Source organism: Niastella caeni, from assembly GCF_004834005.1.
In the GTDB taxonomy this organism is placed as follows: domain Bacteria; phylum Bacteroidota; class Bacteroidia; order Chitinophagales; family Chitinophagaceae; genus Niastella; species Niastella caeni.
In genome coordinates, this window is sequence record NZ_STFF01000006.1 from 39,685 (window position 1) to 52,641 (window position 12,957).

Below are 12,957 nucleotides of genomic sequence, written 5' to 3' on the forward strand. Positions count from 1 at the left end.
TCACCCGGTTTTGGGATAAAATGTCCGGCCTTGGTTTCCGCTGGTGGGTTTGGTGCATTTATACCGATTTTTTCGAACAGACCTACCGATTCATCAGCTTTATCCACTCCTTCACCACCTTCTGCAAATTTCCTTTATGCGCTTTTACTTCTTCCATAGAACGGAATTTTGCATATGCCTTCCCTTTAGGCGCCGGTTCAAGAACACCCGTTTTATCGCTTAATAACTCACCTTTGTGAAAGATCACGGCCACATAATCAGTAACCCGTGGATTAAATGTGGCCATAGGCTCTTTGTAGTCGAAACTGGGACCGCCCCATTTTACATCTTCTTCCAATTTAGGACTGGCCTCGCGGATAATTTCTATCACCGCTTCCATTTCTGCTTTTAAGGGATGTTTGAGTTTGCTTACAAAATCATCGATCTTATTTGTTTTTGTCATCTGTTTCATCTTTTTGTTTTTGATGAAACAAAAGTATACAGGGTCAAAAACCTGTCCATTGATGTATGTTAAGAAATGCTATTTAAGGCCCTTTTTGGTCAAATCCTTTCTAACCCTGCTCAAGCCTTCGGGCGTAATGCCCAAATAAGAAGCGATCATCCATTGTGGCACACGAAGCGATAAGTTGGGATAGCGCTTTAAAAAATCAAGGTACCTGGTTTCTGCAGTAGCGCTGAGTAATTGCATAATGCGCTTTTGCAAATGCCGTACATGATTGTGTAAGGCCCTATGGTTATTTTCGCGGTATGTTTTACTTATTTCAGAGGCTGCATTGATAAATTTTTCGTCCATTACAACCACTTCCGAATCTTCGATGGCATCTATAAAATATTCACCTGGCTGGTTGAAATAGGAGCTGCTTCTGTCGCTCACTATCCAGCTTTCAGGTGCAAAATGAATAATATGCTCTTTGCCCTGGTCATCGATAGTGAACTGTCTTAGAAGCCCCTTCTCAACAAAAAAAATGGCTGTGCATATCTGGCCTTTATCTATGAGAGATTGTCCTTTTTTGAACTGTTTGGATTTGGGAATGTAAGGCAGTTTCATCATTTCTTCATCCGAAAGGCCAGCTTTATCATTCAGGTATATTTTAAAATTGTTGGAGGCCATCATAGGGCACAAGGATAACAAATTATAGCCTTAGAGTTTATTTTTTATTGCCGGAAAACGGTAAAATTATTAATGCGTATGATAAAATGATTATATGAAGATCAACCAGCAAAAACAGGTTGTCATATCGGCCGCCGCGGTTGCCTTGATCATCTTTATCAAAAGCCTCTTACCCCTGGTGATTAACCTACGGGCTTTTCGCCTGCCAAATGCAGCACGCATGTATGAAATTCTCGACTCGTTAAAATACCTGCTGGTTTTTTGGACCGGGGTATTGACCCGGCTTTATGCTGTAAAACGAACATCTGTCGTATCAACCGTAAGGGGGTTCCGATCGTTAGTATTCAATGGGTTAAACGATTTCACCCACCCCGGTCCGGTTTTAACTCATATAACCACAAAAAACTAATAGCTGACTTTCGTTATATAATCCGGGAAAATAAAGGAATAAAACACCTGATTTTGTCACTAAATGCCCGCCCGGCCTTGGTTTTCCATTCCATTTTTTGTAATTTCCCTTAAATGATTGTTCACCAAAACGTTCACCAAAACATTGCTGTATGAATAAAAAAGTGGCCGATGTTCTGCTTCGTAAAGGAAGCCATATTACTACCGTTACTCCAGGAACTACCGTACTGGAAGCATTGCACATCATGGCCGATCAAAATATCGGTTCCGTGATGGTATTGGAAGATGGCCACTACCTGGGCATTGTTACTGAACGTGATTATTCGCGCAAAGTGGTGGTGAAAGGTAAATCTTCTACCGACACCAAAGTAAGCGAGATTATGTCTAATGATCTCCCGCGCGTTACTGCCAACGATTCAATTGAATATTGCATGCAGCTAATGTCTGACAAAAACATTCGTTACCTGCCCGTATTCGACGAATCACAGGTAACCGGTATTATTTCCATTAACGATGTGGTAAAAGAAACGATCCTGGCGCAACAGGAAACCATTTCCCAATTAAAAGACTACCTGCATTCAAGCTTATAAATAGCCGGCAGGCCATACTATCCTGAGAAGACACTGCAAAAAATGTCCCGTGCCAGCACGGGACATTTTTTCAATATTGAATATTGAACCGAAGAAAATCGAATGTAGAAGTTAATACAATTTAATAATTTTCATTTTCTGCATTTCACTTCGGCGTTCAAAATTGAATATTCGATATTCATTATTCTTCATTCTGCTTCTCCGTTACCACCACCAAATCATCTACCGACACCGTAATAGGCATCAGCCCCAGTTGTACCACCGCTTTCTTACCCCTTAATTCCTTCACCTCCCCTACCTGGTGGTTTTTCTTCATCAGCACCTTATCACCTATCTGCACCTCACCGCCTACTTCGTCGTATTTTGAATTGAGCTTTTTCTTCACCTTCTCGGTTACCTGCTTCTGGTGTTGTTTGAACAACAACGCATGCATCTGCTTTATCAGCTCCCTTTTATCCTCCTGTACCTCGGCCTTTTTCCAGTCGAACACCAATTGCTTCAACGTGCGCTCCATATCCTTCAGGTAAGCAATGCGATCTTCGGTTATACGGTTCTGCTGTTTCAATAATTCTACCTGCTGCCGGTGTTTCTCCTGGTTTAATACCTGCTGCATTTCCTTATGCAGCTTTTCATTTTCCTTGATCAGTTTCGACAGTTCCTTTTCTTTCTTCTCAATTTCACGCAGGTCCTGCTCAGTCCGGTTCAACAGTTTATCGAGCCTGAAATGATCTTCTTCAACAAGGCTGCGGGCCCGGTTAATTAACCGGGCATCGAGCCCAATGCGCTCTGCTATGGAAAACGTATACGAGCTTCCTGGTTTTCCAATGGTGAGCTTATATAAAGGCAACAGGTTATTTTCGTCAAAAGCCATTGCCCCGTTGATAATGCCTGGTGTTTTGTTGGCCATTACCTTCAGGTTCAGGTAGTGAGTGGTAACAATACCCATGGCATGTTTATGGCCCAGTTCTTCCAATATAACTTCGGCAAAAGCCCCCCCCAGGTGTGGATCACTTCCGCTGCCTAATTCATCAATAAAGAACATGGTTTTGCCACTGGCATTTTCAATAAAATGCTTCATGTGCAACAGGTGTGAGCTATAGGTACTCAACTCAAACTCCAGGCTTTGGGTATCGCCAATATGTATCATGATCTGCTTGAAGATCCCAAACGCCGAAGTGGGATGTACCGGTACCAGCAAACCGCTTTGTATCATCAGTTGTAATAAGCCCACCGTTTTCAACGTAACGGTTTTACCGCCTGCATTCGGACCTGAAATAACCAGGATACGCCTTTTCTCATCCAAAGTTAAATCAACCGGAATAGTCGCTTTTTTCGTTTTCTGATGATACAGGTATAATAAAGGATGATAGGCCTTCACCAAATGCACATGCGCTTTATCATGTAACTGCGGATACTCCCCATTCATATCCAGCGCCAGTTTCGCCTTGGCTTGTATAAAATCATATTCGCCCAGTACCTGGTGCCAGGTTTTCAGCAAGGGGGCATACATCGATAAGCGGGCAGTTAATTGCTGCAAAATGCGGTACACTTCGCGCCGTTCTTCATTTTCCAGGGAAAATATTTCATTGTTCAGTTCAATGGTCTCTTCCGGTTCAATAAAGGAGGTGCGGCGGGTATCGCTTTCGCCATGTAAAATGCCTTTTACCTGGCGCTTTTGTTCTGCAACGATCGCCACTACACGCCGGCCATTCAGGAACGCTTCATCGATATCTGCTGTATACCCTGCTTTGCTGAGTTTCTGCACGATCTTGTCGAACAGGCGACGCAGTTCGGTACGGCGCCGGTACAAACTGCCGCGGATGCGGGCCAGATCTTCCGATGCATTGTCTTTTACTTCGCCATTTTCCAATAACACATCATCGATCAGTTCCATGATCACCTTTTCGTAATAGGTGTCGCCGATCACTTTTACCAATGCAGGATAAGCTAATCGCCGGTCACTATCGAACCAGCGGAAAATATTCTGCATGCCTTCGGCCAGTTTACGCACCAGCATAAACTGTTCACCGGTCAATACGGCGCCGGAAATGCCGAGCAATCGCAACTCTTTGGCTAAATTCAGCACGTAATCGTTGGGGAAATACATGCTGTGCTGTATCAGTAATTTATATTCGTGGGTCTGCTGTAACTCCAGTTCAATAAATTCCTTACGGGTATGAATGCGCAATTCCTGCGATTTAACTTTCGCATACTCCGTTTTACAATGCTCTTCCAGCAATGTCTTCACCTTATCAAACTCTAGCTGTGATAACGCCGATTCAGGAAAAAACTTCATATAATTATCTCTTCTCGAACCGGCAAAGGTAAGAAGAATGTTTTTGGTTTGTCCTGCCGGCAGGCAGGTTTATGGTTTGTGGTTGCCGATTGGCTTTTTCACTGTTTGTACAACAAAATATATCAGAAAAATAACCTGAACTGCCAGGCAGCTCCAGCCCGCCACCATTCCCAACTTATTCCGGAAGATCATTGCATCCAGGTCTGCATCGGTATATCCTGCCGCATTGGAAGGACCACCTGACAATCCGGCAAATAGGAATAGCCCTAAAGACACCAGCGTAAGCATACTATAAATAAGTACAACCTTTTGATGTACCAACCGGTGCCGTTGTCTTATGCGCTTAAAAAGAAGAATAACAATAAGCAGCCATAATGCAAACCAGCCTGCAACAGCCGCGCTGGATATAAGATAATAAGTATCGTACAAATGAATATCAATTGTTGTATCACTATACTTCGATGCACTATAAAACAACAGCACCAATACCGGTAAAAACAAAAAATTCTCAATCTTTTTCATATAAAATCCAAATAGCTGGCCGTAATATTACTAATCATCGTTTGATCCTACAATCTTCTTTTAATATATTTACGAATACTAATATATTAAATTACCCGTTTACCCTTTTTAAACTTTCCTTTTAATAACCCGTCTGAACAACAAACCATTTAAATAATGAAGCATCTTTTACCCGGAGTGCTTATTTTATTAAGTTTTAGCACTTTAAAAGCCCAGGATCAAACACCCGACTCTACCGGTTTACCCGGCGACAATTTCAGCCTGCAAGGCGCCCTTGAATTGTTTAAAAAGGCTGGTTCCCCTGAAGAATTTGAAAAATTATTGAATACAGAAGATAGCAAGGTCAATAACCTCGACCTTAACGAAGATGGCAACACCGATTACATTAAGGTGGTGAGCAAACGCGAAAATGATGTGCAGATCTTCGTTTTGCAGGCATTGGTTTCTGAAAAAGAAAGCCAGGATGTGGCTGTGATTGAACTGGAAAAAACAGGTAAAGAAAACGCCGTGATCGATATTGTGGGCGATGAAGACATTTTTGGTGAAGAAACCATTGTTGAACCCGGCGATAGCCAGGACAATGCTTTCAATGAAGGCTTTTCTTCCCTGGCCGGCGGTCCGAATATGGAAATAGCGAGCATGGCTTCACCAGCAGGCATTGTGGTGAACGTGTGGGCATGGCCCTGCGTTCGTTTTGTATATGCGCCTTCGTATGCACTGTGGGTGTCTCCTTTTAGCTGGCGCGCCCGCCCGGTTTGGTATCGCCCGTGGAGACCGTTGGCATGGCATGTGTACCGCCCGTACCGGTATCATTATCGCCCGCGTTATGCAGTAGTGACCACCCGCCGGGTTGTAGTGGCGCCCCGCATTTACCGGCCAATGCGCGTTACCTCAGTAACCGTTACAAAACGTCATCACGTAGCAGTGAATAATTACCGGGTTACCCGTAAAACCACTACCGTGCGCACGCATCGCGGCAGAACGATTAGCAGAACACATACTACGGTTAGAAGAAGAAGAAGATAAAGGCCAATGAGATAATGTGATAATGAAATACAGCTATAGTAAATGCTTACGCTTGAGCTTCGAATTATATAGGAACTGCCGAACGGGAAGAATTATCAGATTATCACATTATCAAATTTTCAAATTGCATTGAATATCCAGTATAGTTACACAGATCCCGCCAATGGCGGGATTTTTTATTTCCTTATATCTCCACTTTTTCTCTTCCCTTCTCCACTTTTTCTCTTCCCTGCCCGCTACTAAGCAACTTACTACTCACTATTTTTGTAATTTGTTAACATCTGCAACAGCACAGGCAGCGTATATAATGTGTTTTGTTAAGTAATTGATAAAAGCAAATCAATGTCGGCCAGCTTGCAAAAAAGCGCTTGTTTGCCGGTTTAACTTACACGAACGAATAACATTACGATGCAACAACTGTTAAAACATTATGGCATGAAGCTGTTTTTCACCGGTGCGCTGGTTACATTGGCTACCTTGTTTTCCTGTGCGCAAAAACAAAATGCAAAAAAGAATATAAGTAAGGATATGACAACGAATACAAATGGTTCTGCAAACACACCCACCGATACCGCCACCTTTGGTACCGGCTGCTTTTGGTGTACGGAAGCTATCTTTCAACAATTGGATGGCGTTATTAAATCTACCTCCGGCTACAGCGGCGGGCACGTTGACAACCCCTCCTACAAAGAAGTATGCGCCGGCACTACCGGTCATGCGGAGGTTATTCAGGTAGTGTATGATCCTAAAAAGATCAGTTATGATGAGTTACTGGAAGTATTCTGGAAAACCCACGATCCCACCACGCTTAACAGGCAGGGTAACGATGTAGGTCCGCAATACCGCAGTGTTATTTTTTATCACAACAACGAACAAAAAGAAAAAGCGGAGAAATACAAGGTGGATTTGGATAAGAGCGGCGCTTTTAATGATCCCATTGTGACGGAGATCTCTCCATACAGCAAATTCTATGCGGCTGAAAATTATCACCAGGATTATTTCAACCAGAACGGTTCACAACCCTACTGTAATTTTGTGATCAGACCGAAGGTTGAGAAATTTCAGAAGGTGTTTAAAGACAAATTGAAACATTAATATCAGTTTATGGTTTGTGGTTTATGGTTTATGGTTCTTTAATTCGAAGCTCACTTTTATCCGTTTCAGGCTTTATGTCAATAACAGAACTCGACATTCAATAATGAATGCCCAAAGCGCGGAGCAACCACAAACCTCAAACCATAAACTACAAACCGTTACTCAATATCTGTTTATTGTTTGAGGTTTATGGTTTGTGGTTTATGGTTCTTTAATTCGAAGCTCACTTTTACCCGTTTCAGGCTTTATGTCAATAACAGAACTCGACATTCAATAATGAATGCCCAAAGCGCGGAGCAACCCCAAACCTCAAACCATAAACTACAAACCGTTACTCAATATCTGTTTATTGTTTGAGTTTTATGGTTTGTGGTTTATGGTTCTTTAATTCGAAGCTCACTTTTACCAGTTTCAGGCTTTATGTCAATAACAGAACTCGACATTCAATAATGAATGCCCAAAGCGCGGAGCAACCACAAACCTCAAACCATAAACTACAAACCGTTACTCAATATCTGTTTATTGTTTGAGGTTTATGGTTTGTGGTTTATGGTTCTTTAATTCGAAGCTCACTTTTACCCGTTTCAGGCTTTATGTCAATAACAGAACTCGACATTCAATAATGAATGCCCAAAGCGCGGAGCAACCACAAACCTCAAACCATAAACTACAAACCGTTACTCAATATACGTATGTCTCAATTCCAGTAAATTCAATCCATTAGTCTTGAATTGCTGCACTTTGGGACTTACCAACCTGATCACTTCATCGTACCACAATGGCACCACGGGCGCATCATCTATCACTAATTGGTCCATTTGCCGGTACAATTTATATCGCAGGCTATCATTCTCTGTTATCATTGCCCGCTCATACAAAGCATCAAACTGAGGATTGTGATAACGGGTATAATTAGGCGGCGCCGGGTTATTGCTGTAAAAAACGCTCAGGTAATTTTCCGCTTCGGGAAAATCGGCGATCCAGCTTCCGCGAAAGAACAGGGCTTCCGATTTGGCGGTGTGTTCCAGCAACAGGCTTTTAGGGATCACTTCTACCTGAATTTTTATCCCGATCTCTTCTAACTGCCGGGCAATAAAACTGGCAATGTCACTGTATGTGGCAATAGTCAACAACTTTATTTCCGGTAACCCTTCCCCATCGGGAAAACCGGCCGATTGCAGTAACTCGCGCGCCCTGGCCGGATTGTATGTATAGCCCTTTACAATACCCGAATCAAAAGAAGGCAGTCCGGAAGGAATGAACCCGCTTTCAGCCGGCATACCTTTCGAATTGTACAGGTACATGATCATCTTGCGCCGGTCGAACCCGTAATTGATCGCCTGCCGCACCTGTTTAATGCGCAAGGGAGAAGCGCTTACCAGCGGATTATCTTTTTCCATCAGGATACCCAGATATTCGGTATTCAGGAAAGAATGTTTTGATAAGATGATCCTGTTCTGCCAGTCTTTACGCAACTGCCCTTTTTTTGTCAGGATCTCATCTTTAAAAGAAGGATCGATATCGTTAATAAAATCCAGTTTGCCTTGCTGGAACAAGAGGAACTCGGTGGCCTTACTGTCAAAAAAAGTGATCTTAATGCCATCCAGGTACGGCAAGGGCATACCTGTACTGTCGCGCTCAAAATAATTTTCATTCTTCTGCAGGATCATCGCCTGCCCTTCTTCCCAGGCCTTGAACTTAAACGGACCGGTACCACAGGGATGGCTGCGGAAATCGGCGCCGTACTTTGTGATCACTTCTTTTGGCACAACAGAGCAATATTTCATACTCAGCAAACCCAGTATGGGCGCAAAAGGCGTTCGTAATGTCAACTGAAAGGTAGAATCGTTCAACGCCCTGAAACCATGCTGGTCGTTTACACGGTCGTTAAAGATCCAGGCGCCGCTGCTGGCGGTGGCCGGGTCTGTAATGCGGTTAAAACTGTATTCTACATCATAAGCCGTCAATTTGCGGCCCTTTCCCTGGGGAAAGGCAGGGTTATCGTGAAAGAAAACATCGGGCCGTAAATGAAACGTATATACTTTCCGGTCAGCCGAAACATCCCAACTATAGGCCAGCGAAGGAACGATCTGCAGGTCATCGTTGGTTTCTACCAACGTATTGTATAGCTGATGAACGGCCCAGATGATGGACTGGTTTTTGGCAAATGCAGGGTCAAGAGTGGCAATGCCGGTAGCTTCGTTGTAATGAAACACCTGTTTATTACCGCTCGTACGACTGCCGCATGCATTCAATAAAATCACCCCGAAAAAGACCGCAAAAAATATAACTTTACCATTCATAATATGCAAATTAGCAAATGTGCAAATTAACAAATGGGATTCTCCGGATCCCGGCCTTCAATTTTCACATTTTCACATTTTCCAATTTGCTAATTTGCTAATTAAATTATACCCTTGTGATCAATATAAAACAAACCAGCATATCTCTCACTTTTTCATTTCTCGTTTTTTATTTTTCATTCCTCATTCTCATTGCTACTTCCTGCGCCGCACAACCGTTAAGCAATAAAAAGCAATATAGCCGCCAGGATACCTTGCGGGGTACTATTACACCCGAAAGGGCCTGGTGGGACGTATTACGGTACGATCTGCAGGTTACGCCCGACTACGCCACTAAAACCATCAGGGGAAAAAACAGGCTCACTATACGGGTTAAAACGCCTTCTGACAAAATGCAGATCGACCTGCAGGAACCCTTGATCATAGATAGTATTTTTTTAGTGGTTAATGCCGGCAGCGCCTCAGGCGGTAAAACCAACCTGGCCTTTCAGCAGGAAGGCAATGCCTGGTTTGTTACCATGCCTGCATTAACAGACAATTCAACCCAGGTAATTGAAGTGAGTTACCATGGCAAACCCCGGGAAGCGGTTCGCGCCCCCTGGGATGGTGGCTGGATCTGGAGCAAAGACAAACAAGGCCGGCCCTGGATGACCGTAGCCTGCCAGGGACTGGGCGCCAGTGTATGGTACCCCTGTAAAGACCATCAAAGCGACGAACCCGACAACGGCGCCAGCTTAAGCATCATCGTTCCCGATTCGTTAATGGGGGTTGCCAACGGCCGGCTGGAAGCGAAAACCCCGAACAACAATGGCACTACCACATATACCTGGCAGGTGAAGAACCCTATCAATAATTATAACATTATTCCATACATTGGTAAATACGTTACCTGGCACGAAGATTTTGCCGGTGAAAAGGGCAAACTGGATTGCGATTACTGGGTGCTGGATTATGACCTTGACAAAGCCAAAAAGCAATTCAGGCAGGCGCCCGCCATGTTGAAGTGTTTTGAATACTGGTTTGGCCCCTACCCTTTTTATGAAGATGGGTATAAGCTGGTAGAAGCCCCTCACCTCGGCATGGAACACCAAAGCGCGGTGGCGTACGGAAACGGTTTCCAGAACGGTTACCTGGGCCGCGATCTGTCGGCCAGCGGCTGGGGCAACAAATGGGATTTTATTATTGTGCATGAAAGCGGCCACGAGTGGTTTGCCAACAGCATCACCACTAACGATATTGCAGATATGTGGGTGCACGAAGGGTTTACCAATTATTCAGAAACGCTGTTCACAACCTGCGAATTTGGGGTAGAAGCGGGCAATGCCTATTGCATTGGCACCCGCCAGTTGATCCAAAACGACATTCCTATCATCGGCACTTATGGCGTGAACCAGGAAGGCAGCGGCGATATGTATTATAAAGGAGGCAATTTGCTGCACCTGATAAGGCAGCTCATCAACAACGATTCTACATTCCGCGGCATCTTACGCGGACTGAACAAAACCTGGTATCATAAAACGGTTACCACCAAAGAAGTGGAAGACTATATCAGCCGGCAATCGAACATTGATCTTTCAAAGGTCTTTGATCAATATCTTCGCACCACCCAAATTCCGGTGCTGGAATATTCAATAAAAGGGAAAGACCTGAAATTCCGCTTTACCAATTGCATTAAAGGTTTTAGCATGCCGGTAAAAGTAAAATTAAGCAATGAAGAAAAATGGATCCGCGTCAATGAGGAATGGACCATTATTTCGGGGAATGCCAGCACGGCCAATTTCAATGTAGACAAGAATTTTTATATCAATGCGAAGAAGGTCAATTGGCAATAAACAATTTTCAATAGACAATTTGCAATAAGCAATTGGCAATCCTGAAAAACAAACTCCTGCATTTGCTTGCAGCTTACAGCTTGTAGCTTGCAGCCGGTTTTCGCGAGGTAAAAAATTGTAGTGAACTTCGAACCAAGAATTAAACAATGAGCATACGGCGGCAAAGTATTATTTCTTCTTTTCTGGTGTATATAGGATTTGCGCTGGGTTTGTTTAATACCTACCTGTATGCAAAAGGGTTTACAGAAGCACAGTATGGGCTCATTGGCACCTTTATCGCTTTTGCCAACATCATGTTATCCTTCTCCAATGTTGGATTATCATTTTACATCTATAAATTCTTCCCCTATTATAACGATAATCTGCCGCCCCAAAAAAACGACATGATTACCCTGGCCCTGGTTACCAGTTTAACGGCCTTTCTGTTTGTGGTGATCAGCGGTATCGTTTTTAAAGACTTCTTTATCCGTAAATATTCCGAAAACTCCCCGGAGATCGTATACTATTATTACTGGCTTTTTCCTTTTGGCCTGGGGCTTTCCATATACACGATCTTTGAAGCTTATGCCTGGCAGTTGCGCAAATCGGTGGTCACTAATTTCCTTAAGGAAATTTTGTGGCGCCTGTTTGCCACCATACTCATCGTGCTTACGTTTATGCGTGTCATTAAAGACTTTGATGTGTTCATCAAAGTGTATGCTTTCACCTATATGGGCATCGCACTCACATTGCTGATCTATTTGCTCGCTAAACGCCAGGTCTACTTCACATTTAACATAAGCCGGGTAACAAAAAAGTTTTACAAAAAAATAGTAGGTGTAATCGTTTTCATTTGGGCAGGCAACTTTGTAATGAATTTATCGCAGGTATTCGACACCCTCGTAATTGGTGCTGTTGTGGCAAACGGAATGACCTTTGTTGGCATTTACACGCTGGCGCAAAATATGTCGAGCATGGTGTACGCGCCGCAACGGGCTATTATTTCAGCTTCTATTCCAGCTTTGTCACAGGCCTGGAAAGACAAGGACTTTGGCAATATCAATCGTATTTACCAACGCAGCAGCATTAACCAGTTGATCTTTGCCATTGCCATGTTTTCCCTTATATGGCTCAACTTTACCGATGGCGTACTTACTTTCCATTTAAAGCAGGGTTACCTCGATGCGCGGATTATTTTTCTATATATAGGGCTTTCCAAAGTAATTGATATGGGCACGGGCGTTAACGGGCAGATCATTGGCACCAGCATTTACTGGAAAGTCGAATTCATAAGTGGTATAATCCTGCTGCTGATGACACTGCCATTGAATTATATTCTCACCAAACAATTAGGTGCGGTTGGCCCTGCCATTGCCAATCTCATTTCAATGACTGTTTATAATGCCATCCGATACTTTTTCTTATTGAAGAAATTCAACTTGCAGCCCTTTACTGCAAAAACGATGTATGCAATATTGTTGGGTGTAAGTTGCTATATCGTTTCATACTTGCTTTTTAACAATTACCAGGGTATTGGCTGGATCATTCTTCGCAGTAGTGTATTCACTTTGCTCTATGCAACAGGTGTTTTGTTGCTCGATCTTTCTCCTGATGTATTACCGGTGTGGTCCTCTATACGAAAACGTTTTCGTAAGCCATAAAAGCTCACTTAACAAGTGCCATAATCGCTTTTGCAATTACAATTGTTTTAACAATAAATGTCAAACCAACGTTGATAAGTGTCCCAATGCCTTTTATAATATTTATAAACGTGTAATCACCACTTTTAAAGAAC

Annotated in this window: 11 protein-coding genes; 6 read left to right on the forward strand and 5 right to left on the reverse strand. The window is 43.2% G+C overall.

Annotated elements, in window-relative coordinates:
• Window positions 1-82: 82 nt before the first annotated feature.
• Window positions 83-451, reverse strand: a complete 369-nt coding sequence (locus FAM09_RS20695; RefSeq protein WP_208025620.1) for a DUF1801 domain-containing protein — start codon at window positions 449-451, stop codon at window positions 83-85.
• A 69-nt stretch (window positions 452-520) separates the two neighbouring features.
• The gene (locus FAM09_RS20700; protein WP_208025621.1) at window positions 521-1,114 is read right to left on the reverse strand and encodes a Crp/Fnr family transcriptional regulator; all 594 of its coding nucleotides are present in this window, start codon (window positions 1,112-1,114) and stop codon (window positions 521-523) included.
• A 91-nt stretch (window positions 1,115-1,205) separates the two neighbouring features.
• Here FAM09_RS20700 and FAM09_RS20705 point away from each other — a divergent pair, with 91 nt between their 5' ends.
• Together FAM09_RS20705 and FAM09_RS20710 are read left to right on the forward strand one after the other, a co-directional pair.
• Window positions 1,206-1,520, forward strand: coding sequence for a hypothetical protein (locus FAM09_RS20705; RefSeq protein WP_136579060.1), 315 nt, complete (start codon window positions 1,206-1,208; stop codon window positions 1,518-1,520).
• 151 nt (window positions 1,521-1,671) lie between these two features.
• Window positions 1,672-2,109, forward strand: a complete 438-nt coding sequence (locus FAM09_RS20710) for a CBS domain-containing protein (protein WP_136579061.1) — start codon at window positions 1,672-1,674, stop codon at window positions 2,107-2,109.
• A 181-nt stretch (window positions 2,110-2,290) separates the two neighbouring features.
• Here FAM09_RS20710 and FAM09_RS20715 read toward each other — a convergent pair whose 3' ends face one another.
• Together FAM09_RS20715 and FAM09_RS20720 are read right to left on the reverse strand one after the other, a co-directional pair.
• Window positions 2,291-4,405: an endonuclease MutS2 gene (locus tag FAM09_RS20715; RefSeq protein WP_136579062.1), complete on the reverse strand. Its 2,115-nt coding sequence runs from the start codon at window positions 4,403-4,405 to the stop codon at window positions 2,291-2,293.
• A 69-nt stretch (window positions 4,406-4,474) separates the two neighbouring features.
• A complete protein-coding gene (locus tag FAM09_RS20720) occupies window positions 4,475-4,927 on the reverse strand; it encodes a hypothetical protein (protein ID WP_136579063.1) in 453 nt (150 codons plus the stop codon).
• A 156-nt stretch (window positions 4,928-5,083) separates the two neighbouring features.
• Here FAM09_RS20720 and FAM09_RS20725 point away from each other — a divergent pair, with 156 nt between their 5' ends.
• Complete coding sequence (locus FAM09_RS20725) at window positions 5,084-5,953, forward strand: hypothetical protein (protein ID WP_136579064.1); 870 nt, start codon at window positions 5,084-5,086, stop codon at window positions 5,951-5,953.
• Between the two features lie 435 nt (window positions 5,954-6,388).
• Entirely contained in the window at window positions 6,389-7,048 is a 660-nt protein-coding gene (gene msrA, locus FAM09_RS20730) for a peptide-methionine (S)-S-oxide reductase MsrA (RefSeq protein WP_136579065.1), read from the forward strand.
• 677 nt (window positions 7,049-7,725) lie between these two features.
• Here msrA and FAM09_RS20735 read toward each other — a convergent pair.
• A complete protein-coding gene (locus FAM09_RS20735) occupies window positions 7,726-9,351 on the reverse strand; it encodes an ABC transporter substrate-binding protein (RefSeq protein ID WP_136579066.1) in 1,626 nt (541 codons plus the stop codon).
• Between the two features lie 116 nt (window positions 9,352-9,467).
• Between FAM09_RS20735 and FAM09_RS20740 the strand changes: the two genes are divergently transcribed.
• Together FAM09_RS20740 and FAM09_RS20745 are read left to right on the forward strand one after the other, a co-directional pair.
• Entirely contained in the window at window positions 9,468-11,183 is a 1,716-nt protein-coding gene (locus FAM09_RS20740) for a M1 family metallopeptidase (protein WP_243751739.1), read from the forward strand.
• Between the two features lie 146 nt (window positions 11,184-11,329).
• Complete coding sequence (locus FAM09_RS20745) at window positions 11,330-12,823, forward strand: oligosaccharide flippase family protein (protein WP_136579067.1); 1,494 nt, start codon at window positions 11,330-11,332, stop codon at window positions 12,821-12,823.
• The last annotated feature ends 134 nt before the right edge of the window (window positions 12,824-12,957 follow it).

Coding starts and splice junctions, on each gene's coding strand:
- FAM09_RS20695 (WP_208025620.1), bottom strand. CDS start 451: ATGAAACAGATGACAAAAACAAATAAGATCGATGATTTTGTAAGCAAA.
- FAM09_RS20700 (WP_208025621.1), bottom strand. CDS start 1,114: ATGATGGCCTCCAACAATTTTAAAATATACCTGAATGATAAAGCTGGC.
- FAM09_RS20705 (WP_136579060.1), top strand. CDS start 1,206: ATGAAGATCAACCAGCAAAAACAGGTTGTCATATCGGCCGCCGCGGTT.
- FAM09_RS20710 (WP_136579061.1), top strand. CDS start 1,672: ATGAATAAAAAAGTGGCCGATGTTCTGCTTCGTAAAGGAAGCCATATT.
- FAM09_RS20715 (WP_136579062.1), bottom strand. CDS start 4,405: ATGAAGTTTTTTCCTGAATCGGCGTTATCACAGCTAGAGTTTGATAAG.
- FAM09_RS20720 (WP_136579063.1), bottom strand. CDS start 4,927: ATGAAAAAGATTGAGAATTTTTTGTTTTTACCGGTATTGGTGCTGTTG.
- FAM09_RS20725 (WP_136579064.1), top strand. CDS start 5,084: ATGAAGCATCTTTTACCCGGAGTGCTTATTTTATTAAGTTTTAGCACT.
- msrA (WP_136579065.1), top strand. CDS start 6,389: ATGAAGCTGTTTTTCACCGGTGCGCTGGTTACATTGGCTACCTTGTTT.
- FAM09_RS20735 (WP_136579066.1), bottom strand. CDS start 9,351: ATGAATGGTAAAGTTATATTTTTTGCGGTCTTTTTCGGGGTGATTTTA.
- FAM09_RS20745 (WP_136579067.1), top strand. CDS start 11,330: ATGAGCATACGGCGGCAAAGTATTATTTCTTCTTTTCTGGTGTATATA.